The sequence below is a fragment of the Marinobacter sp. E2 genome (assembly GCF_055755345.1).
The window spans coordinates 3,523,237-3,544,401 of sequence record NZ_CM146911.1; the positions used below are offsets into that span (position 1 = coordinate 3,523,237).

Consider the following 21,165-nt stretch of genomic DNA (forward strand, 5'->3'; position numbering starts at 1 on the left):
GATTATTCACTCCCTGAGGCTCTTCGTCCGTCCATTAGACCCGGACATCTGCGATTCCGGATTGCCCTGGGTCAAGCCAATCACAACGGTTTGCCGGGCCCACCATTCGGCCACAAAAAAGGGGAGCAAGACGCTCCCCTTCTGCTTCGTACTTTTCTGGACTGCGGTGCTAGCCGCTGACAAACACCGGACCCACACCGAAGTTCCACAGGATGACCGACCCCACCCGTGTGGACACCAGGATCAGCAGGGCAACGGTCAGAAGTGCGCCCGCGTACATGACCGCCCGCTCTTTCTCGATGCCCATGACAATCGGCAGACCGTCGTACATCAGCCAGGCGCCGTAGCAGGCAGCCACCAGGAACACAATGGCATTGAACCAGGGCACCGGATACAGCAAAGCAAAGCCTGCCAGGAACAGCGGGGTGCAGGAATAGGCCGCCAGGGCGATGCCGTTGGAGGGTACATGCTCCTCCTTGGCGCCATAGGTTCTGGCCATCCAGTTGATTGCGTAACCAAGCGCAAAGACCCCTACCAGCATCGCCAGATAGGTGAGCACACTGAGTTGCATTGCACTGATTTCCGTCAGCTTGATCAGCCGTTCATTGCCCACCGTCCAGCCAAAATAAGCTGTGGAGATATAGGCGCAGACAGGCGCGATGGCCGCCAGGATCAATACGTAGGCCACGTAAACCCGGCGCGGTGTTTCATGTTCTTTTCGTATGGAAGCCCACTCTTCATCAGGATGGGTGAAGAGACCGAACGCATGTGACAGGAGCATGGACAACCCCCTTCTTCTCTGTTGTTGGTATTTTGAACTACGGGATCCGGAAACTGGCGGATCAGCAACCGTTCCTTGACTTAACTATAGTCAAGAAACCGGAATGGGAAAGAGCTTGCACGGAAAAAAGCGAGAGAAAGAAGGCAAGTGGCCGGCGAGCGCCGGCCACCGGGTTTCAGGCCTTGCGAGGGTCGGTCTCGGCCACCCACGGGTACTCACGATGGCTGTCGCGGAACGCCAGCAGGCTGGCCACCTCGCTGAAGTCCACCAGATCCCGGAAGTCGAGCCAGTCCACAAGGGCATACAGGCAGATCGCCGGGTAGTTCCACTCCTCAAACTGACCATCCTCCACCATCGCCGCCAGCGTGCGCAGGGTGGTCATGATCCGTTCCCGTTGCAGGTTGTAGAACATCAGATCCTGACTGGTATCGATACCGGACTTTTCTGACAGGAGCAGCGTGACCGCGGAATCGTTGGCGCCATCGATCATGGTCAACTGGTTTTCCTGGTCCCAGGTCAGCGGATCCCGGCCCTGCTTGGCACTGATGTAACGGGCAATGATCCGGGAGTCGAAGAGCTCCTGACCGCCGTCCTCGAGGACGGGAATCTTGAGGGTCGGATTGTTCCGCCTCAGCTCATCCCGGCCCTCGCCGTAGATGTTGAGGTTCACGAACTCGTAGGGCTCCTCGTCCAGCAGGATGCGAATGCGCCGAACGTAGGGGGAAGTGGTGGATCCAATCAGTTTCATGGTGTCTCCGAGTGCTTGTCGCTCAGGATCCCAGCAGGGATTCAGGGTTTGTATAAGGATGCCCGGTGGCTTCTGCCACTTCCCTGTACGTGACCTTGCCTGCGGTGACGTTCAACCCCGTCCGCAGATGGGGGTCCTCCTTCATTGCCCGATCCGGCCCTTTGTTAGCCAATGCTATTACGAACGGCAAGGTGGCATTGTTCAAAGCCAGTGTTGAGGTTCGCGCCACCGCGCCGGGCATGTTGGCCACGCAGTAATGTACCACACCGTCGACAAGATACACCGGATCGTCGTGCGTGGTTGCCCGGGAGGTTTCCGCACATCCCCCCTGGTCGATGGCCACGTCCACAATCACACTGCCCTCCGGCATCCGGCGCACCATGTCCCGGGTAATCAGCTTGGGGGCAGAGGCACCTGGAATCAGCACGCTGCCAATCACGAGATCGGCTGCGGTGACGGTTTCGTCGAGGGTCTGGGCGGTGGAGAACAGCGTGGTTATACGGTTGCCGTAGTGTTGGTCGAGGGCGCGTAATACGTCGAGATTGCGATCCAGTACCGTTACCTGAGCGCCGAGGCCAACGGCCATGGCGATGGCGTTCTGCCCCACCACACCGCCGCCAACCACCGCCACCCGGGCGGGACTGACCCCGGGTACACCGCCGAGCAGTACGCCGCGACCACCGAGGGCCTTTTCCAGGCAGTGGGCGCCTGCCTGGATTGACATGCGCCCGGCCACTTCCGACATGGGCGCCAGCAGGGGCAGTCGACCGGCCCGGTCGGTGACCGTTTCGTAGGCAATGCAGGTGGCGCCGGAGTTGACCAGGTCGTCCGTCTGGGCCTTGTCCGGGGCCAGGTGCAGGTAGGTAAACAGGGTATGCTCGGGCGTCAGCAGTGCCCGCTCTTCGGCCTGGGGCTCCTTCACCTTGACGATGAGCTCTGACGCCCGGAACACCTCGGTCGCATCGTCCACGACACTGGCGCCGGCCTGCCGGTAGTCCTCGTCGGAGAAACCGATGGCGTTGCCGGCACCACTTTGCACCAGGACGTCATGGCCATGGCCGGTCAGTTCCTGGACCGCTGCCGGCGTCATTCCGACCCGGTATTCACGGTTCTTGATTTCCCTGGGTACGCCAATTTTCATGCGCAACCTCCACTGTCCAAGAGTGAGTTTGACGGATGAAACTGAATGCTTCTGCTTCAGTGTAGACAAACCGGCCTATACTGAGCGGGCAACTGATTGCATCGGTTTACCGGTTCCGGGCGTAGATAACCGGACTGAAAACCTCTACCAAAAGGAGCAGGATTCACCATGACAAAACTGACACTGGCGGTCGCCGCCACTACCCTTTCACTCTCTCTGGCAGGTACACAGGCACTGGCGGATATGCAGACCAAAACGATTGAGTACAGCATTGGCGACACCACCTTCACCGGCTACATGGCCTGGGATGACGATAGCGAGAACAAGCGCCCCGGCGTGCTGGTCGTTCACGAGTGGTGGGGGCACAACGAGTTTGCGCGGGAGCAGGCAGAGCGACTGGCTGCCGCCGGCTACACGGCGTTTGCCCTCGACATGTATGGCTCGGGCAAGCTGGCAGACCACCCTGACACGGCCCAGAAGTTCATGCAGGAAGCCACCAAAGACATTGAGCAGGTCAAGGCCCGATTCCTCAAGGCCAAAGAGATTCTTCAGAATCACGAAACCGTCGATGGGTCACGGATTGCCGCCCAGGGTTACTGTTTTGGCGGCGCCGTGGTGCTGAACATGGCAAGGCTGGGCGTAGACCTGGACGGCGTGGTGAGTTTCCATGGCGCCCTGGGCAGTCCGTTGACCGCCGAGCCGGGAACCGTCAAGGCGCGGGTTCAGGTCTACACCGGCGGCGCCGACAAAATGGTACCGTCCGACCAGGTGGCCGGTCTGGTCAAGGAAATGCAGGATGCCCGGGTAGACCTTACCCTGGTGACCTTCCCCGGCGTACTCCATTCGTTCACGAACCCCGGGGCGGACAAGTTTGCCGAGGAGTTCGGCATGCCCGTGGGATACAACGAAGAGGCCGCTACCCGCTCATGGGAGGGCACCATGCGTTTCTATGAGGATATCTTCGCGCAATAAGTCCAGGGGGCTCAGAGCGACGAGGCAATACTGTTGCGTACGTCAGTCATGAGATCGTCGATGGCCAGGGTGCCGGTGGCCATCGGCGGATGAATAACCACCTCAATCTCGCCCGGGGAGAACGCCGCATGCCCTTTGGGCAGGCGCTGGTGCGAGCCGCGGATGGTTACCGGCAGAATGGGCAACTGGCCATCGGCGGCAATCACGAAACCACCCTTCTTAAACGGCAGCAGCTTTCCGTCCCACGATCGGGTGCCCTCGGGGAAGATCAGTATGCTGGTGCCGTCGGGTAACTGCGCCACGCCGCGCTTGATGCTCTCCAGGGCATCCCCGCCTTTGGACCGGTCGATGAACAGATTGCGGGAAGTTTCCAGTGCCAGGCCAAACAGCGGCACCTTGCGCAGCTCCTTCTTGATTACCCATCGATACTGCAGCCCCAGGGCCAGCACCAGGGCAGGAGGGTCGAAGTAGGAGGCGTGGTTGCTCAGGATGACGTAACGTTGGCCGGGCTCGATGTTTTCCCTGCCCCGCACCCGCAGGCGGATTCCGCAGACCTTGAGGATCACCCAGGCGAAGATCTGGGTACCCCGGAACGCGGCATCTCCCCGCCGGCCTACCAGAGCGGCAACCACGATTGGCAGGAACAGAATCAGGGTAAGCAGACTTGCCCAGGACAGAATCCAGGCGGCTTTGAACACTCGGAGCATGAACGTTTCCTGAAGATCTCGACTTCTGATTAAACGAGCGACAGGGTGAAAAGCTTACACGGCAGCGGCAGAATCACAAAGTCTGCCAACGGGGCCGACAATAGCCGGTGACCCGTCCTAATATACGTTGACGGTTTTTGTTGAAGCCAGCTCCCCTCGGGTGCTGGCTTTTTCATGTACCTCTTGTGGCGTTTTCATGCCGAGGCTGAGGTGTGGCCTGTAGGTATTATAGGCATCAACAGACTCCTTGATCAGTACGCCCAACTCGGCAAAGGTTCGACATCGATTGATCAGGAACTCCTGCTTGAGGATGCCGTTGATCCGCTCAGCAAGAGCATTCTGGTAGCAATCATACCCATCGGTCATGGATGGCCGAATCTGATGTTTCCGCAGCACTCCTTGGTACAGAGAAGAGCAGTATTGGATGCCTCGATCCGAATGATGTATCAGGGGTTGGTCGGTCATACGATGACGGACGGCCTGGTTCAGCGCGGCCACGGTATCGGAAGCTTTCATCTCGTGACTGAGGTTATGGCCCATGATCTTGCGTGAGAAGGCATCCGTAACCAGGGATAGATAATGCACCCCCTCATCTGTTTCGACGTAGGTGATATCGCTCACGAAGACCTGCTCGGGACGATGCAGCTCACATCCTGCAAACAGGTTGGGATGCTTCCTCATCCAATGGCGGCTGTCGGTTGTTTTCGTATAGTTTTTCTTCGGATGAACCAGTAACTGGTGCTGACGCAGGTAATCAAACAAACCATCTCGACCCAGCTTGATGCCAAGGGCCTGAAATTCTTCGCGCAACAGATAATACAGCTTGCGTGTTCCCAGTCGCGGCAATCGTTTTCGAATCTGCTGCACAAGCGCTTTAACCGGCTCCAGCTCACTTTGGCGCCTTCTCCGCCGCTGAAGACGCTGATAAACCGCCTGGCGTGTTACTCCAAAGAGCGAGCAGCTTTTGCTCAGGCTTACTTTGCCTTTTGCTTGCAGCGTACGCGCTCCTTGGATAAATACTTTTTTCGCAGACCGGCTCCGTATTCCCGATCCATAATATCGACCATCTCATTGAGCAGGAGATTGCGAAGACGCTCATCTTCTAGCTCTTTTTCAAGTCGCTTGATCTTCTGCTCGGGCGTTTCCTGGGATCGGTTCATGGGCGAGTTCCTCGGCAGGGACCAGTCCAATCTACCATGCTTGCGCAGCCAAGTGAGAACCGTGCTGCGCCCTTGAATGCCGTAGGTCCTTTGGGCCTGTTTATAGGTGAGCTCGCCTTTTTCGACCTGATCAACAACCGCTAATTTAAAGCCCAGGTTGTAATCACGCTGCGTGCGCTTCTTGCGGGTGGGAGTGACGTTGTCCATCTCTGCATCTCCAGATGACAACGTATTTCAGGACGGGTCACGGCCACAAAAAAAGGCAGCCGAAGCTGCCTTTTTGCGGATGTTGCCGAATCCCTCAGGGATTAAAGGGCAACAACGTTCTCCGCCTGAGGACCTTTCTGGCCCTGGGTAACGGTGAACTCGACCTGCTGGCCTTCAGCCAGAGTCTTGAAACCGCTGCCCTGAATAGCGCTGTAGTGAACGAAAACGTCCGGGCCGCCTTCACGAGTGATAAAGCCAAAGCCTTTCGCTTCGTTGAAGAACTTAACAGTACCGGTAGTAGTAGACATACGTAAACTTCCTGAAATCAATCATATTATCTGCCGCCATGCACCTCCATGGTGCCGGGTCGGCGTTTTGCGGAAAAACAGAAATCGCGGAATCAAAAACAGGACGGTCACTACTAACTACGGAGGTACGTCTTATTCATGAAATGCTTTACTGATTCTTTCCTACGCCTTGCACTCTACTCCTGAATCCGAGGCTTGCCAAGGGTATTTTTCAATAATTCATGTAGGTAGAGGTACCCATCATCCCTTCAGCAACGTAAAGGTGTACAGACCCAGTGCCGTCATCAGGATGGAACCGATCACGTGGGCGAGAATGCCGGTCAGGGCCATGGCCCATTTGCCTTCCTGGATGGCCGCGAACATTTCCAGGGAGAAGGTCGAGAAGGTGGTCAGGGCACCACACAGCCCGGTGATGGCAAACAGCCGCCATTCCGGGGCCAGCGTGGTGCCATGACTGAAATAACCGATCAGCAGACCGATCAGCCAGCCACCACTGAGGTTGGCCACCAGGGTGCCATAAGGCACCGCGTGGTAGGTGGTGTTCAGCCACAACCCCAGGGCCCAGCGGAGGTTGGCGCCAATGACAGCGCCAACACTGACCGCGAATACCGACCACCACATCCCGATCAGCCTCCGATCAGGCCGGATTGTGGTTGATCACTGACTTCTTGTTCTGCGCGAAGGCATTGAACTCGAAGTCGTCGACCGTAAGCATCTCCAGCACCTGAACCTCATACCGGCGCATGAAATCCGCCTCCTCCTTGGTAAAGATGCCGGCCTCAAGCGCCGCTTCAAAGCGCTCTTCCGGATGCAGTGCGGTCATCGGCAGCTCGCCCTTGGCGTAGGCCTTGGTTGCCTTGCGGTACAGCTGCTCGGCCTTGTCGTAATCCTTGAGCAGGCTGTTGTAGGTGGCCACCGGGTTATCCTCAGGGCCTTCGCCGTTGGTGGTCCAGACGCTGGCGAGCAGCTTGCTACGAATCGGCGTATCCGTGGAGATGGCCCGGGCCAGTTTGCGCGCCAGATCGTCGTGCGGGCTGTCCCAGCGACGTCCCAGCGGCATGGTTACCGCCCGCAGCACCAGAGCGACGGCGCGGTTGGGCAGGTTCTGCAGGAATTCATCCAGAGCATTCTCGGTGCGGTAGAGCAGCAGCTCCAGACTGTACTCCATCGCCTCCTTTTCACCTTCCACCGGCTGGGTCTCGTGCCAGTTCTTGAGCACCATGGAGGCCAAGTACAGGTTGGACAGCATGTCGCCAAGACGTGCCGAGATCAGCTCGCGCATTTTCAGTTCGCTGCCCAGAGTGGTCATGGCCGCGTCTGAACACAGCCCGAAGGCCGCGCTGAAGCGCGACACCGCCTGGGCATACTTCCGGCTGGCACTGTCGAAGGGCACGTCAGCACGGCCAAGACCCAGGGCCTGGGTAAAGGCACGGGCTGCATTCCCAAAGATCAGGCCGGCGTGACCGAAGAAAGCGTCGTCGAAGGCATCGATATCGTCGTTGTCCTTCGCCGCCAGTTCCTTCAGCACATAGGGATGGCAGCGGATAGCGCCCTGGCCGAAGATCATCAGGCTGCGGGTCATGATGTTCGCGCCTTCCACGGTGATCGAGACCGCAGCACCACTGTAACCAATGCCCAGGTAGTTGCGCGGCCCCAGGGTCACGGTCTTGCCACCGTGCACATCCATGGCGTCAGTGAGGACACCGCGCTGGAACTCGGTCAGGTGATACTTGAGGATTGCCGAGGGCACTGACGGCTTCTCGCCCTTGTCGATCATGTTGGCGGTGTGATTCACCGCCGACTGGGCAATGTAGGTCTTGGCCGCAATCCGGGCCAGGGGTTCCTGCACCCCTTCCATATCCGCCACCGGGGTATTGAACTGGCGGCGAATGCGGGTGAAGCCACCGGCGGTGCCAACGGAATAGGCCGCGGCGCCCGCGGCGCCGGATGGCAGGGTGATGCAACGCCCCACCGACAGGCATTCAACCAGCATGCGCCAGCCCTGGCCGGCCATATCCACGCCACCGATAATGTAATCCAGTGGAATGAACACGTCCTTGCCCTTGATCGGCCCGTTCAGGAACGGACTGCCAATGGGACAGTGGCGGCGACCGATTTCCATGCCCTTGGTGTCACGAGGAATCAGGGCGCAGGTAATGCCGTAATCCTTGGTATCGCCGAGCAGGCCGTCCGGATCGAACATCCGGAAAGCCAGCCCCACCACCGTGGCGATGGGCGCCAGGGTAATCCAGCGCTTCTCGAAGTTCAGGCGGATACCGACGACTTCCTTGCCACCGACTTTCTGTTTGCACACGATCCCGGTATCCGGCAGCGATGTGGCGTCTGACCCCGCCCTCGGGCCCGTCAGCCCGAAACACGGAATTTCACGGCCATCGGCCAGGCGTGGCAGGTAATGGTTCTTCTGTTCCTCGGTACCGTACTTGACCAGCAGCTCGCCCGGGCCGAGGGAGTTGGGCACGCCTACCGACACCATCAGCGATTCGTTGGCTGCCAGCTTCTGCAACACCGCCGTCTGGGCCTTGGCGGAGAATTCCAGGCCCCCGTATTCCTTCGGGATGATCATGCCGAAGAACTTTTCCTTCTTCAGGAAATCCCAGAGCTCCTTGGGCAGGTCGGCACGCTCCACCGCCACGTCCCAGGCGTTGCACATGGCAATGGCCTGGGCGCACTGGTTGTCAACAAATGCCTGCTCTTCCTCGGTCAACCCGGTATGCCGGTTGATCAGCAGGTTGTGCCAGTCCGGACGGCCGGTGAACAGTTCACCGTCCCAGCCCACGGTGCCGGCTTCCAGCGCCACCTTCTCGGTATCGGATACCCGGGGCGCCACCTTCTTGAAGGTGGCAAAAATACGCGGAGTAAGCCAGCTCTGGCGAAAGCCAGGCAGGCCAGCGGCGGCGGTTACCGCTGCGCCGGCAAGCAGTATCAGCGCCAGCCATCCTGAGGCGAAGAACAGGGACAGGAGGCCGGTAACCAGCAGAACGCCAATGGCCGATTTGGCACCAGCCTCGCGCCGCATCACGATCAACAGGCCGGCCAGCGCCGCGACAAACAGAATGAAAGTCATCATAGGTTCTCTCTGTCATCCATGGTTAGTGAAGCTCTTAGACTAAAGTAGGTACGCCCACAGTACCGCATCAGATTATGACTGGCCAGCAACTGCCCGGGAGTCAGCAGGTTACGACTGTTGAGCCATGACTACTGGGTCACAATTACCCGAATACCCTCCAGTGCCAGGGTGGCGTGACCAATCGCCTCGCGGGCCGAATCGAACTGATCCCGGAAATACTGGATTTCTTCCTCACGCACCGTCGGGTTGATCTTCCTGAGCGCCTCGAGGCGACGGATCTCGGGCTCGAAACGAGCCGACAGCTGTTCCAGCGCTTGCGCTTTCAGAGGCTCCAGATGGGGCCCGGACAGGCGCTCCACATGATCCACCATGGTCTCTACCTGGGGCCGGATCTGCGGCACGATGGCCTGGGCCGTGCGCCGACGTATATTGGCACAGAGTTCGTTGAGTCGCTCGTGAGGCAGCGCCGCCGAGAGCTCCTTGCCGTTGACATCCACCAGTAGCCGGAGGGGCGATACCGGCAGGTAACGGGTCAGCTGGAGCGCCTCGGGTGCCGGGCAGTGTACGGTGAACAGCGCTTCCATCAGCAGGGTGCCCGGTGGCAGCGCCTTGACCGACAGGCTGGCGAGCGCCGCCTTGCCCAGACCCGAGCTGGTGACCGAGTCCATCACCCCGGTCACCATCGGATGCTCCCAGCTCATGAAGGCCAGATCCTCGCGCTCAAGCGCATTCTGTCGGCTCCAGGTAACGGTGATGCCATCCTCGGGCAGCTCGGCCACATGGCCGGCCTGGTACTGCTCACCCGGGCGCAGAATGTCGGAGTGTTCGGCATGGTCTTCCACATCCACTCCGAGAATGTCAAAAGCCTGCATCATATAATCCCTCACCGGGGCCTCGGCCTCTTCGGCTTCAATAGCCTCAATCAGCGTTCCGGCCACCTCTGGTCGACAGGAATTGAGCTCGATCAGGGCGTCGCGGCCGTTCTGCAACAGGGTTTTGAGCCGGGCGGTTTCCGAGGCCGATGCCTCCACCAGCCCGGCAACGGCTTCCTGGTCGCCGTCAATTGCCTGCTGCCACAGATCCTGCACCGTTTCCTGAACAGTCACGCCCACCGCGCAGCTTTCGGCGAAGGCACTGAGCCCCTCGTGGAACCAGCGGAACTGGACTTCCTGGCTGGTTCCCGCCAGATAAGGTATATGAATGCGGATGCGTTCGGTCTGGCCTATGCGGTCCAGTCGACCGATGCGCTGCTCCAGCAGGTCCGGGTTGGCGGGAAGGTCGAACAGCACCAGATGATGGGCAAACTGGAAGTTGCGGCCCTCGCTGCCAATCTCGGAGCAGATCAGCGCCTGGGCGCCCTGTTCACTGTCGGCAAAATACGCGGCAGCCCGGTCCCGCTCCAGTAGGCTCAGGTGTTCATGGAACGCGGCACTGCGAATACCGGCGCGCAGCTGCAGGTAGTGTTCGAGGGCCATGGCCGTCTCTGCCCGGGCGCAGATCACAACCACTTTCGCAGGCCGCAGGCTTACCAGGGTTTTCTCCAGCCAGGCCACCCGGGGATCCTCCGCCAGCCACTGTTCCTCCGGCACCTGTTGCTCCGGCGCCAGCCCGGCCACACCCCAGGCCCGAGACTCGTACATGGACGGGCATGGCAGGGAAACAGGCTCAGGGACACGCTCTGGGAAGCCCTGGACCGCCGCCCGGGTATTGCGGAACAGCACACGGCCTGTACCGTGACGATCCAGCAACGCATCGATCACCGACTGGCGCGGATTGTTGCCCGCCAGCAGCTGATCCAGCTCATCACCCAGCCACTGGCGCAAGCGTTCACGGTCGTCCTCGCCAATGTCACTGCCTGGATCCTGGAGACGGCGGACCACCTGATTGATCAGTTCGTAGTGCTGCTCCTGCTCCCGGAAAGCCTCCAGATCGTGGAACCGTGCGGGATCCAGAAGACGCAGCCGGGCAAAGTGGCTGGCCACGCCCACCTGTTCAGGCGTCGCGGTCAGCAACAGCAGACCGCGACTCCTCGCAGACAACTGCTCGACCACCTGATATTCCAGACTCGGCTGTTCCGGGCTCCAGACCAGATGGTGGGCCTCGTCAACAATGCTCAGATCCCAGTCCGCCTGCAGAACATCGTCACGGGCCTGCTCACTGTTCACCAGGAAATCCAGGCTGCACAACACCAGTTGCTCACTTTCGAACGGGTTGACCGAGAGCGAATCGCCGAACACATGGTTCACCAGGGCATCGACATCGTCTTCGTCCTCCTTGAGGGCGTCGTAACGACTCTGATCGACAATGGAAAAGCGCAGGTTGAAACGCCGAAGCATTTCCACCAGCCACTGGTGCGTCAGCGAGTCCGGCACCACGATCAGGGCCCGCTTGGCCAGTCCGGTCTGCAACTGATAGTGCAGGATCAGGCCGGCCTCGATGGTCTTGCCCAGGCCCACTTCGTCGGCAAGCAGCACCCGAGGGGCATGCCGGCGGGCCACTTCGTGGGCGATGTAGATCTGGTGGGCCAGATGCTGGGTTCGCGCGCCAATGAGTCCCTGGGCAGGCGACGCCCGCAGGCGGTCCATGTGCTGAAGGGTGGCGTATCGTAGGCGAAAAGCGCCATTGCGATCGAACTGGCCGGCAAACAGGCGCTGGTGCGGCGCCGAGAAGTTGACCGATCCGGCCAGCTTCACCTCGGAGATCTCCTGCAGGTCGCCTCCGTTGTCGCCGTGATAGATCAGCACCCCGCCGCGATCTTCCACCGCTCGCACGATATACCGGGTGCCGTCAAAGGTTTCGATCTGCTCACCTATCTGGTAGATGATGCGGGACAGAGGCGCATTATCAATGGCGTAGGTGCGCTCTTCATCGGCGGCAGGAAAGCCGAGGGTGACGCGACGACCGGAGATGTCGGTCACAATGCCCAGGCCAAGTGCGGTATCGCTGTGACTGACCCAGCGCTGGCCGATCACAAATTCCGATGTATCCAAGAAACCTCCAGAAAGACAGCAATCAAGTTCGTGTAGCGCCGTTCTCACGCACCCAGTAAGCCGTAGCGCCGCACACAGCGGCCGGCACCACAAACAGGTTCAGTACCGGGACCATGGCGGCCAGCGCCACTGGCAGGCCGAAGCCGAAGGCTGACAACCGGGTATCACCCAGCAGACGGCGCAGGGCCGGGAAGCTGACCTTGTGGTTGTCCGCCGGGTAATCCACGTACTGCAACGCCATCATCCAGCTGTTAAACAGGAACCACAGCACGGCGGCCACCAGGTTGACCACAGGAATCAGGCCGATGATCAGCAATCCGATGGCGCGGGGCAGGTAATAAAGAATCTTCTGTACTTCCCGCCAGAGGGCCCGGGGGATGTCCTTGATAATAGCCGCCCAGCTTTCATCGGTACTGACTTCCTGGCCGGTCAGATGTTTCTCGGTCAGCTCGGCGAGATACCCGTAAAAGGGTGAGCCAATCAGATTGGCAACAATCACGAAGCCGTAGGCCAGCATCAGCACGATCACCGCCCCGTACAGAATCCAGAACAGCCAGTCCAGCGACTGCAACCAGGCCCAGTCCGGCAGCCAGGCCATGGCAGCGGCAATCAGGCCAGCGAAAAGCTCACCAAGGAACACGAACAGAAGACCGAAGAGCAGAATGTTGATGACCAGCGGTATGATCACGAACAACCGAAGACCCGGCTGCCGGATCAGTCGGAAACCTTCACCCAGGTAGCCCAATCCACGAAAAAAGTTACCCTTGAGCATCGCCGGCAGGACCTCCGCTTCCATGACATTGACGGGCCGCAAAGCATATCATGTTGATACCGTTCCCACAGCCCGCGCGCACCCAGGACTTCCCAGACATGGCAGTAAACCGTCCGCAAGCAGACCGACACCGACTTCGATCCACGCTGAACCGGGTACTGAACTGCCGGCCACTCTGGCGTGGCGCCCTGGTACTCTCGCTGGTCGCCATTGCGTTCCTCGCCACCACCGCCAACCCGTACCCGGTGCCGTCGGCACCCAGCGACAAAATCAACCACCTGATCGCGTTTGCCGAGCTCACCATTCTGACGCGCCTGGCCTGGCCCGAACTGGGTGCCCGCTGGTTCGTGCCGGGTCTTCTGTTCTTTGGCCTGGCCATCGAACTGGTCCAGGCGACCCTGCCGTACCGGGATTTCTCCCTGGCCGATCTGGCAGCAGACGGCGCGGGTATCGTCATCGGCCTGCTGCCCTGGCCCGGCGTTCGCAGCACCAAAGCCTCGGACTTGAGACGATCGCCCGAATCTTTGTGAGACATTTCCTACAAGCGTGTGCGATCCCACAGTGTTATCGCGTACGCGCGCAGAACCGATGCCCCTAAAAGAAAACCTAACCTGTTGATAACCATATTTTATTGGATTTCAGGGCTGAGCAAGGTGCGAGCAAGGGTGCACAGTTCACACGATTGTCAAAAGCCGATTGTTATAGTGTTTACGTCAGGGATGACAGGGAAAAGGACGCCGCATTGGATGCTCCCCGGCACGGAGTGCAGGGAGAGGCAAGGACACAGGGACGCCTCGCTTAAGGGATAACTATTCGGATTGCCGGCTCGGAGGCTGGCACCAGGGAGTGGCATAGGGATCTGGCAACACGGCTGTTGCCCAATGCGCAAGGAGGCGCCGACCTGTTCCGAAAGGGCAACTACACGTTGCCCTTTATTTTTTTCAATACCCCCGGGTTCACTCGCCGGCCAGGTAGATCCGCACCCGATTAAACTCCTCGAATTCATGCAAGTCCGGCCAGGTCCGGGCCTCGATGGTTGCCTGCTTGTGGTAGCCGTCGTCACCAAGCACCTTCATTCGGGAATCCGCCAGAAGAACCCGTCCCGCCGATTCACGAAACACACCCAGCAGGGGCCGGTTCTCCGGATCGTACAACACATCGGCAGCGGTCACGACATCCAGCCCGGCGGGTCGGTTATCCCAATCGTCACACAGGCCGATCTCAACACCATTGAGTTCCGCGTTCGCCCGGGCGGCGTCCAGGGCAGCCGGGTCGGTGTCGCAGGCAATCGCCTGACGGGCCCCGGCCAGGGCCGAGGCAACAGCCCCAACACCGGACCCCGAGCCGAAATCCAGTACCCGCTTGCCCGCCACCCAGTGCGGGTTATCCAGGATCCACTGCGCCAATACCTGGCCACTGGCCCAGCAAAAGGACCAGTACGCGGGCTCCGCCACCACCGCCTGGGCTTCCTCGTGGGATAGCGGTCCCTCGAGCACTCCGGGGTCAAACAGGTACAGGGCAATCTGCGGGCAGCCGGCCGGGTGGGAGACCGCCACACGACCACGCGTGAGGGTCTGACGCAGATGGTGATTCAGGCGCTGTGTCCACATGTTTTCCACTCCCGGTTCCGGAAAGCCGGGTATTGTAGCCCACCCCGCCGGGTGTGAGCAGAATTGGCCGGTTTTCGCTATACTGCCCGCCTTCAATTGATAACCATCCAGACCCTGACATGGCAAGCAGACCCGACACCGACGACTACCTCGCCCTGTTCCTGAACGACACCCCCCTGCTGGACGTTCGGGCACCGGTGGAGTATTCCCGCGGCAGCTTTCCCAGCGCCACCAACGCGCCGCTGATGAACGACGAAGAACGCCATCGGGTCGGCATCTGCTACAAGGAAAAGGGCCAGGACAAAGCCATCGAGCTGGGGCACCAGCTGGTTTCCGGTGACATCAAGGCCCAGCGCATCGAAGCCTGGAAACGGTTTGTCGCTCAGCACCCCGACGGTTACCTGTTCTGTTTCCGCGGCGGCTTGAGGTCGCGGCTGACCCAGCAATGGATCCGGGACGCCGGCATCAATTACCCGCTGGTCAAGGGCGGCTACAAGGCCCTGCGCCGCTTCCTGATTGACAGCCTTGAGGCCCGGATCGAATCCGGCAATTTCCGGATCGTCAGCGGCCGCACCGGCACCGGCAAGACCCGGGTTCTCAGACAACTCCCCAACCCGGTGGACCTGGAAGGCCTGGCCAATCACCGCGGATCCAGTTTCGGACGGCAGGTGACGCCACAGCCCTCGCAGATCGACTTCGAGAACCGGTTGGCAGTCGCGATGCTCAAGGCCCACCACCTCGTGGGCGGCCCCATCTACCTGGAAGACGAAAGCCGCCTGGTAGGCCGCTGTGCCCTGCCCGAATCGCTGAGGGCGCGTATGGCCGCCTCCCCCCTGATGATCCTGGAACAACCCATGGACGAGCGCGTGGCTATCATCCGTGAAGACTATGTGGAAGGCATGCTCGCGGATTACACCGAACGCGACGGCCCGGAGGCCGGCTGGCTCAATTTCCGGGATTACCTGCTCAGTGCCCTGGACCGGATTCGCAAACGTCTGGGTGGGGAACGTCACCGGGAGCTCCGGGCGCTGATGGAACAGGCCCTCGAGCAACAGCAGCTGGATGGCCAGGTGCAGGGTCACAACGCCTGGATTGAGGCCCTTCTGCGGGATTATTACGACCCCATGTACGACTACCAGCTGAGCCAGAAGGAAGGCCGGATTCTTGTCCGCGGAGGCCCCCGGGCCCTTACCGACTGGGCCAACGCTCACTCGGGCACGTAGACTCCCGGGCATAAAAAGGGCCTGCGCCAGACAAAGTACATACTCGTCTGCTATAACAAGTGGATGGCAAATCAGCTGGCTGCAGGATTTTGTCGGTTTCTCGAACACTTATGAAAAACACCAATGAACAAGGAGTCCTCCATGGAAAACCTTTTCGGCGCTGATGGCAGTGCCTCGGAACTCATGAACCAGGCCATGGCCCTGGTGATGACCTACGCCCCGAAGGTGGTGTTGGCGGTTGTCACGCTGGTCGTTGGTCTGTGGCTGATCAACCGCTTCGTGGGCGTGCTGGACAACAAGCTCGGCAAGAAGGATCCGACGCTTAACAAGTTCCTGTGCGGCCTGATCGGCGCCATTCTCAAGATCCTGCTGTTGATTTCCGTGGCCTCCATGGTTGGCATTGCCACCACCTCGTTCGTGGCCATCATCGGTGCCGCCGGCCTGGCCGTTGGCCTGGCGCTGCAGGGCAGCCTGGGTAATTTCGCAGGCGGGGTGCTCATCCTGATCTTCAAGCCGTTCAAGGTGGGCGACACCATTGAAGCCCAGGGCTACCTGGGCGCTGTTCGCGAAATCAGCATTCTGTATACCATCGTCGACACCTTCGACAACCGCCGTATCGTCATCCCCAACGGCAGCCTGTCCAATGCCACGCTGGTGAATGTCAGCTTCTACGACACCCGTCGTTGCGACATGACCTTCGGCATTTCCTACAGCGACGACATCGACAAGGCACGGGCCGTGATCAAACAGCTGCTGGATGAAGACGAGCGGGTTCTGCCGGAGCCGGCGCCGAGAATTTCGGTGGGCTCACTGGGTGACAACTCGGTGAACATCATCGTGCGCCCGTGGACCAAGACCGACGATCTCTGGCCGGTCTACTGGGACATGCACGAGCGCGTGAAGAAAGCCTTCGACAAGGAAGACATCACCATTCCGTTCCCGCAGCGGGACGTGCATCTCTACAAGCACGAGTGATCGGTTTCTCATTGATACATCCGGTTACTCGCAAACTGCGTAACCTCAACTAAGCTGAGCAGTAATGGTGGGGCCATCGCGCCCCACCAGCCCATCGGGGCCAGGCACCTGAACCATCACAGGCTCCGGAACGCTGTCATTGCTGGTAGGAGGTTGTCACTATGCCGGTACAGCAGTTGAAGGAATTCCTCGACGAAGCAGGCGTGGAGTATATGTGCCTGTCCCATCCCCCCGCGTTCACTGCCCAGGAACTGGCTCACCATGTGAAGATCGCCGGCGACCGCGTGGTGAAAACCGTGATCATAGAGCTGGATGGCAAGATGGCCATGCTGGTGATGCCCGCCACCTGGCGCATCCGCTGGGACAGACTATCGCGGATACTCGACACCGATTTCGTTGATCTGGCCGATGAACAGGAATTCCAGGATCGTTTCCCGGACTGCGAAGTCGGGGCCATGCCCCCGTTCGGCAATCTCTTCGGCATGACGGTCTACTGCGCCGAAGTCCTGACGGAACAACCGGAGCTGGCCTTTGCCGCCGGCAGTCACACCGAATCCGTGCATATGAAAACCAGCGACTTCCTGTCGCTTGTGCAGCCCATGGTACTTAACCAGGGTTTCACCAAACCCGGAGCCCAGAAGCCCGCCTGGCTGGCCAAGGGGCGCCGGCAGCCGGAACAGGTGGCCAAGGAGCGGGTGTCCGGCGCAGCCGGTTACTGAGCCTGGCTGTACCGGCTTGAAACCGGTCTCTTGTCTGGCCGCCGTCATCGCGTAAACTGGGCGCATCAGACAGGAAACCGATATGACTCAAGCCTTTGATATCGTGGTGGTCGGCGCCGGTATGGTAGGCGCTGCCCTGGCCACCGGTCTTGGCCAGGCCGGATTCAGTGTGGCCGTGGTGGACCGCGCACCGCCCCCCTTGTTCAATCCAGACGAACGCCCGGACATTCGGGTCTCGGCCCTGAGTGCTGGCAGTGAGCGTTACCTGGATAGCCTCGGCGCCTGGCAAGCCATTCGACAGATGCGCGCCACCCCCTATCGACGGCTGGCGGTCTGGGACGAAACCCGTCATCCCCTGCAGACCCTGATTCCCGGTCGCCTGGCTGAAGTGGCGTTCGATGCCAGCGAGCTTGGCGCGCCGCATCTGGGCCACATTGTCGAAAACGCCATTACCCAGCAGGCGCTGTGGCAGAGTGCCGAGGCGCAGCCCTCGGTTACGCTCATCCATGGCCAGGGCGTGGCGTCGCTGCAGCAGGACGAGCACTCGGCGACGGTCACCCTGGACGACGGCCAGACGCTGACTGCCGCCCTGATTATCGGTGCCGACGGCGCCCGTTCCAGGGTCCGGGAACTGGCGGGCATCGGCACCACCCGCAACCAGTACAGCCAGCAGGCCATGGTGATTTCGGTGCGCTATCAGGGGCCGGTGGAAGACATCACCTGGCAGGGCTTCCTCCCCAGCGGGCCCAGAGCCTTCCTGCCCCTGCACACCGCCGGCGACAACCACCCGGGCGAAAGCTGGGCCTCGCTGGTCTGGTACGACGCACCGGATGAACTGGCCCGCCTGAAATCACTGGACGACGCCGAGCTGATGGCGGAGATCCAGTCCGGTTTCCCGGCTGACTTGCCACCGCTCACGCATATCGACCGGAAAGCCTCCTTCCCCATTGCCCGCCAGCATGCCAAACACTATTTCGCGGGCCGCGTGGTTCTGGCCGGCGATGCCGCGCACACCATCAACCCCCTGGCCGGCCAGGGGGTCAACCTGGGCTTCCAGGACGCCCAGTGCCTGCAGATGCTACTGCGTGAAGCCAAACGGGCCGGCGACGACCTTTCCTCCGAACGCTGGCTGGCCCGCTACGAACAGCAGCGCCGACCTGCCAACCGCCGGATGATGATGACCATGGACCTGTTTTACCATCTGTTCAGTAACCGGATACCGCCCGTGCACCTGCTGAGAAACCTGGGCCTGGGCGCTGCCCGCGCCCTGCCCTTCGCCCGCAACCGGGTAGCACGGTACGCCATGGGCATCGACGACGAACTGCCAGCCGTTGTGCGACAGCTCGCCGCCCGGTTACCCGGCCTGGGCCAGTTGTAACCCGACAACCCGAACAAACACCAAGGAGCCCGTATGTCAGAGACGATTTTCACCAAGATCATCAACCGGGAAATCCCCGCCGACATCCTCTACGAGGACGACCTCAGCCTGGCGTTCAGCGACATCAACCCTCAGGCGCCGGTGCATTTCCTGGTCATCCCCAAGAAGCCCATCGCCACCATCAACGACATCACCGAAGATGACCGCGAACTGGTCGGGCACCTGTATGTGGTGGCGGCAAAAATTGCCAAAGAGCAGGGATTTGCCGACGACGGCTATCGAGTGGTGATGAACTGCGGCGAAAATTCGGGCCAGACGGTCTTCCACATCCACCTGCATGTACTGGCCGGCAAGCCGCTGGGATGGCCGCCTTATACCGATAAGATGAAGCAGGCCTGACTGTTTTTGGCCTGGGAGGAGGACCGCCATGTGGTGGGGCTTTCCGGGACCCGCTCGAGCCGTCCCTGGTCGCTTGACTTTCGCCATCCATGGCGAAAGACAGTCCCGGAAAGCCCCACCACACGCCGGCCAGGCGAACGTAGGAGTTAGGCGAGCTCATTAACTGCTATGAACAACCAAGACTGACTGAGAAGCAGCACCCAGCTCTGGGCGAGTGGGCCGGTAGTGCTGTTTGGGACTATCTTTCGCCATGGATGGCGAAAGCTAAGCGCGCATGGATGCCTTGAGCGTGTCCCAAACAGCACTACCGGCCCGCTTGCTTCCGCCGAAGCAAAAAATCAGCGGCCGACGACTTTCTCGGCTTCCTCCACCGGCGTGTGCCGAACGTCCTCGCCTTTGACCATGAAGATCACGTTCTCAGCGATGTTGCAGGCGTGATCGCCCACGCGCTCCAGGGCGCGCAGTACCCACATCACCGACATGCACCGTGAAATGTTGCGGGTGTCTTCCATCATGAACGTCAGCAGCGTACGAGCCGCTGCCTGATACTCCTCGTCAACGCGCTTGTCTTCCTTCATGATCCGCAACGCCTGCTCGGAATCCAGGCGGGCGAAGGAATCGAGGGCATCGTGGAGCATGCTGAGCACGTGGGTGCCAATGTGGCGAACCTCCACGTAGCCTCGGGGGGCCTGGCCTTCTTCCTGCAGTTTAATGGCCAGCTTGGCGATTTTCTTGGCCTCGTCACCGACCCGCTCCAGGTCGGCCACCATCTTGATCACCGAAATGACCAACCGCAGATCCCGCGCAGTCGGCTGGCGGCGGGCGATGATCAGCGTGGCCTCCTCATCGATCTCGATCTCCATCCGGTCGACTTTCTTGTCGTTGGCGCGGATTTCATCGGCCATGTGGCCATCACCGTCAACCAGGGCCTGAATCGCGTTCTCAACCTGAGCTTCCACCATGCCGCCCATTTTCAGGAACTCGGTCTTGAGCGCCATGAGTTCATCATTGAACTTGTGGGAGATGTGATCTCCGTAAACGTCGTCCTTCTTCGTTGGCATACTGTTCTTCTCCAAAATTCCTCGGGTCCGGAATCAGCCGAAACGGCCGGTAATGTAGGACTCTGTCAGTTGATGTTCCGGCGAGGTGAACACCTTGTTGGTCTCGTTCACTTCCACCAGATGGCCCAGATGGAAATAGGCTGTGCGGTGGGAAACCCGGGCCGCCTGCTGCATGGAGTGGGTCACGATCACAATGGTGTAGCTCTCGGACAGCTCCGCAATCAGCTCTTCAATCTTCGCCGTGGCAATCGGGTCGAGGGCAGAGCATGGCTCGTCCATCAGCACCACTTCCGGGCTCACCGCAATGGCGCGGGCAATGCACAGGCGCTGCTGCTGGCCGCCAGACATGCCGGTAGCCGTGGCATCCAGGCGGTCCTTGACCTCGTCCCACAAGCCGGCTTTGCGCAGGCTGTTCTCGACGATGTCGTCCAGATCCGACTTGCGGTTCGCCAGGCCGTGAATACGGGGGCCGTAGGCGACGTTGTCGTAGATCGATTTCGGGAACGGGTTCGGCTTCTGGAACACCATACCCACCCGGGCACGGAGCTCCACCACATCACGCTTGGGGTCGTAGATGTCGTGGTCGTCCAGTTGCAGGGAACCTTTGACCCGGCAGATATCGATACTGTCGTTCATGCGGTTCAGACAACGCAGGAAGGTGGACTTGCCGCAGCCGGAGGGTCCGATGAAGGCAATCACTTCGTTCCGACCGATGTCCAGGCTGATGTTCTTGATGGCGCGATCCTGGCCATAGAACACCTCGACATTGCGGAGCTTGAACTTGGGATCGTCGGAGAACGGGTGGCCTACGGTTTTGCCTTCCGCGATCGTGGTCTCCGCGGGCCGCTCTTCCTGAACCGGAATGTTAGCCTCTTCTGGCTGTTCCGCCTCGCTGGTCACGGTTGTATTCAGCGTATTCATCAAAT

At 60.2% G+C, this 21,165-nt stretch carries 20 protein-coding genes; 7 read left to right on the top strand and 13 right to left on the bottom strand.

The features are described 5' to 3' along the window. Positions 1-169: 169 nt before the first annotated feature. The 3 genes from AC0J1C_RS16115 to ald all read right to left on the bottom strand — a co-directional run bounded on the left by AC0J1C_RS16115 (position 170) and on the right by ald (position 2,670). Positions 170-781: a Yip1 family protein gene (locus AC0J1C_RS16115; protein WP_473044796.1), complete on the bottom strand. Its 612-nt coding sequence runs from the start codon at positions 779-781 to the stop codon at positions 170-172. A gap of 175 nt (positions 782-956) precedes the next feature. Then, positions 957-1,529 (bottom strand): glutathione S-transferase family protein, encoded by a 573-nt coding sequence (locus AC0J1C_RS16120; protein WP_473044797.1) that lies wholly within the window; start codon positions 1,527-1,529, stop codon positions 957-959. 22 nt (positions 1,530-1,551) lie between these two features. Further along, on the bottom strand, positions 1,552-2,670 hold the full coding sequence (ald, locus tag AC0J1C_RS16125) for an alanine dehydrogenase (RefSeq protein WP_473044798.1): 1,119 nt from the start codon (positions 2,668-2,670) through the stop codon (positions 1,552-1,554). Positions 2,671-2,838: 168 nt separating this feature from the next. Here ald and AC0J1C_RS16130 point away from each other — a divergent pair, with 168 nt between their 5' ends. Further along, positions 2,839-3,642, top strand: coding sequence for a dienelactone hydrolase family protein (locus AC0J1C_RS16130; protein ID WP_473044799.1), 804 nt, complete (start codon positions 2,839-2,841; stop codon positions 3,640-3,642). Positions 3,643-3,653: 11 nt separating this feature from the next. Here the strand turns inward: AC0J1C_RS16130 and AC0J1C_RS16135 are convergent, their stop codons facing one another. From AC0J1C_RS16135 to cysZ, 7 genes are all read right to left on the bottom strand, one after another. Further along, complete coding sequence (locus tag AC0J1C_RS16135) at positions 3,654-4,349, bottom strand: lysophospholipid acyltransferase family protein (protein WP_375194092.1); 696 nt, start codon at positions 4,347-4,349, stop codon at positions 3,654-3,656. A 117-nt stretch (positions 4,350-4,466) separates the two neighbouring features. Continuing rightward, positions 4,467-5,716 (bottom strand): IS3 family transposase gene (locus AC0J1C_RS16140; protein WP_473044084.1). Its coding sequence is split into 2 segments (ribosomal slippage): positions 4,467-5,362 and positions 5,362-5,716, totalling 1,251 coding nucleotides; the frame shifts between segments, so codons are not numbered across the junction. A gap of 101 nt (positions 5,717-5,817) precedes the next feature. Continuing rightward, on the bottom strand, positions 5,818-6,024 hold the full coding sequence (locus AC0J1C_RS16145; RefSeq protein ID WP_008172950.1) for a cold-shock protein: 207 nt from the start codon (positions 6,022-6,024) through the stop codon (positions 5,818-5,820). 240 nt (positions 6,025-6,264) lie between these two features. Further along, complete coding sequence (gene crcB, locus AC0J1C_RS16150; RefSeq protein WP_375193876.1) at positions 6,265-6,645, bottom strand: fluoride efflux transporter CrcB; 381 nt, start codon at positions 6,643-6,645, stop codon at positions 6,265-6,267. Between the two features lie 16 nt (positions 6,646-6,661). Further along, entirely contained in the window at positions 6,662-9,112 is a 2,451-nt protein-coding gene (locus AC0J1C_RS16155; protein ID WP_473044800.1) for an acyl-CoA dehydrogenase, read from the bottom strand. A gap of 128 nt (positions 9,113-9,240) precedes the next feature. Continuing rightward, on the bottom strand, positions 9,241-12,102 hold the full coding sequence (gene rapA, locus AC0J1C_RS16160; protein WP_473044801.1) for an RNA polymerase-associated protein RapA: 2,862 nt from the start codon (positions 12,100-12,102) through the stop codon (positions 9,241-9,243). A 22-nt stretch (positions 12,103-12,124) separates the two neighbouring features. Next, positions 12,125-12,874 carry a sulfate transporter CysZ gene (gene cysZ, locus AC0J1C_RS16165; RefSeq protein ID WP_375193877.1) on the bottom strand — a complete coding sequence of 250 codons (750 nt, stop codon included), beginning with the start codon at positions 12,872-12,874 and terminating at the stop codon, positions 12,125-12,127. A 98-nt stretch (positions 12,875-12,972) separates the two neighbouring features. Here cysZ and AC0J1C_RS16170 point away from each other — a divergent pair, with 98 nt between their 5' ends. Continuing rightward, positions 12,973-13,404: a VanZ family protein gene (locus AC0J1C_RS16170; protein WP_473044802.1), complete on the top strand. Its 432-nt coding sequence runs from the start codon at positions 12,973-12,975 to the stop codon at positions 13,402-13,404. A 426-nt stretch (positions 13,405-13,830) separates the two neighbouring features. Here the strand turns inward: AC0J1C_RS16170 and AC0J1C_RS16175 are convergent, their stop codons facing one another. Beyond that, complete coding sequence (locus AC0J1C_RS16175; RefSeq protein WP_473044803.1) at positions 13,831-14,484, bottom strand: class I SAM-dependent methyltransferase; 654 nt, start codon at positions 14,482-14,484, stop codon at positions 13,831-13,833. Between the two features lie 119 nt (positions 14,485-14,603). Here AC0J1C_RS16175 and mnmH point away from each other — a divergent pair, with 119 nt between their 5' ends. From mnmH to AC0J1C_RS16200, 5 genes are all read left to right on the top strand, one after another. Next, positions 14,604-15,707 carry a tRNA 2-selenouridine(34) synthase MnmH gene (gene mnmH / locus AC0J1C_RS16180; RefSeq protein ID WP_473044804.1) on the top strand — a complete coding sequence of 368 codons (1,104 nt, stop codon included), beginning with the start codon at positions 14,604-14,606 and terminating at the stop codon, positions 15,705-15,707. A 141-nt stretch (positions 15,708-15,848) separates the two neighbouring features. Further along, a complete protein-coding gene (locus tag AC0J1C_RS16185; protein WP_375193870.1) occupies positions 15,849-16,682 on the top strand; it encodes a mechanosensitive ion channel family protein in 834 nt (277 codons plus the stop codon). Between the two features lie 161 nt (positions 16,683-16,843). Then, the gene (locus AC0J1C_RS16190) at positions 16,844-17,401 is read left to right on the top strand and encodes an aminoacyl-tRNA deacylase (protein WP_375193869.1); all 558 of its coding nucleotides are present in this window, start codon (positions 16,844-16,846) and stop codon (positions 17,399-17,401) included. 82 nt (positions 17,402-17,483) lie between these two features. Beyond that, the gene (locus tag AC0J1C_RS16195; RefSeq protein ID WP_473044805.1) at positions 17,484-18,779 is read left to right on the top strand and encodes an FAD-dependent monooxygenase; all 1,296 of its coding nucleotides are present in this window, start codon (positions 17,484-17,486) and stop codon (positions 18,777-18,779) included. Between the two features lie 33 nt (positions 18,780-18,812). Further along, positions 18,813-19,178 (top strand): histidine triad nucleotide-binding protein, encoded by a 366-nt coding sequence (locus AC0J1C_RS16200; RefSeq protein WP_091988532.1) that lies wholly within the window; start codon positions 18,813-18,815, stop codon positions 19,176-19,178. A gap of 338 nt (positions 19,179-19,516) precedes the next feature. Here the strand turns inward: AC0J1C_RS16200 and phoU are convergent, their stop codons facing one another. Together phoU and pstB are read right to left on the bottom strand one after the other, a co-directional pair. Further along, positions 19,517-20,239 carry a phosphate signaling complex protein PhoU gene (gene phoU, locus AC0J1C_RS16205; protein ID WP_473044807.1) on the bottom strand — a complete coding sequence of 241 codons (723 nt, stop codon included), beginning with the start codon at positions 20,237-20,239 and terminating at the stop codon, positions 19,517-19,519. A gap of 33 nt (positions 20,240-20,272) precedes the next feature. Continuing rightward, on the bottom strand, positions 20,273-21,160 hold the full coding sequence (gene pstB, locus AC0J1C_RS16210; protein ID WP_473044808.1) for a phosphate ABC transporter ATP-binding protein PstB: 888 nt from the start codon (positions 21,158-21,160) through the stop codon (positions 20,273-20,275). Positions 21,161-21,165 lie beyond the last annotated feature (5 nt).

What these genes read in the sequence shown, in the direction of transcription:
- AC0J1C_RS16115 (WP_473044796.1), bottom strand. Translation starts at nt 781, where the DNA reads ATGCTCCTGTCACATGCGTTCGGTCTCTTCACCCATCCTGATGAAGAG.
- AC0J1C_RS16120 (WP_473044797.1), bottom strand. Translation starts at nt 1,529, where the DNA reads ATGAAACTGATTGGATCCACCACTTCCCCCTACGTTCGGCGCATTCGC.
- ald (WP_473044798.1), bottom strand. Translation starts at nt 2,670, where the DNA reads ATGAAAATTGGCGTACCCAGGGAAATCAAGAACCGTGAATACCGGGTC.
- AC0J1C_RS16130 (WP_473044799.1), top strand. Translation starts at nt 2,839, where the DNA reads ATGACAAAACTGACACTGGCGGTCGCCGCCACTACCCTTTCACTCTCT.
- AC0J1C_RS16135 (WP_375194092.1), bottom strand. Translation starts at nt 4,349, where the DNA reads ATGCTCCGAGTGTTCAAAGCCGCCTGGATTCTGTCCTGGGCAAGTCTG.
- AC0J1C_RS16145 (WP_008172950.1), bottom strand. Translation starts at nt 6,024, where the DNA reads ATGTCTACTACTACCGGTACTGTTAAGTTCTTCAACGAAGCGAAAGGC.
- crcB (WP_375193876.1), bottom strand. Translation starts at nt 6,645, where the DNA reads ATGTGGTGGTCGGTATTCGCGGTCAGTGTTGGCGCTGTCATTGGCGCC.
- AC0J1C_RS16155 (WP_473044800.1), bottom strand. Translation starts at nt 9,112, where the DNA reads ATGATGACTTTCATTCTGTTTGTCGCGGCGCTGGCCGGCCTGTTGATC.
- cysZ (WP_375193877.1), bottom strand. Translation starts at nt 12,874, where the DNA reads ATGCTCAAGGGTAACTTTTTTCGTGGATTGGGCTACCTGGGTGAAGGT.
- AC0J1C_RS16170 (WP_473044802.1), top strand. Translation starts at nt 12,973, where the DNA reads ATGGCAGTAAACCGTCCGCAAGCAGACCGACACCGACTTCGATCCACG.
- AC0J1C_RS16175 (WP_473044803.1), bottom strand. Translation starts at nt 14,484, where the DNA reads ATGTGGACACAGCGCCTGAATCACCATCTGCGTCAGACCCTCACGCGT.
- mnmH (WP_473044804.1), top strand. Translation starts at nt 14,604, where the DNA reads ATGGCAAGCAGACCCGACACCGACGACTACCTCGCCCTGTTCCTGAAC.
- AC0J1C_RS16185 (WP_375193870.1), top strand. Translation starts at nt 15,849, where the DNA reads ATGGAAAACCTTTTCGGCGCTGATGGCAGTGCCTCGGAACTCATGAAC.
- AC0J1C_RS16190 (WP_375193869.1), top strand. Translation starts at nt 16,844, where the DNA reads ATGCCGGTACAGCAGTTGAAGGAATTCCTCGACGAAGCAGGCGTGGAG.
- AC0J1C_RS16195 (WP_473044805.1), top strand. Translation starts at nt 17,484, where the DNA reads ATGACTCAAGCCTTTGATATCGTGGTGGTCGGCGCCGGTATGGTAGGC.
- AC0J1C_RS16200 (WP_091988532.1), top strand. Translation starts at nt 18,813, where the DNA reads ATGTCAGAGACGATTTTCACCAAGATCATCAACCGGGAAATCCCCGCC.
- phoU (WP_473044807.1), bottom strand. Translation starts at nt 20,239, where the DNA reads ATGCCAACGAAGAAGGACGACGTTTACGGAGATCACATCTCCCACAAG.
- pstB (WP_473044808.1), bottom strand. Translation starts at nt 21,160, where the DNA reads ATGAATACGCTGAATACAACCGTGACCAGCGAGGCGGAACAGCCAGAA.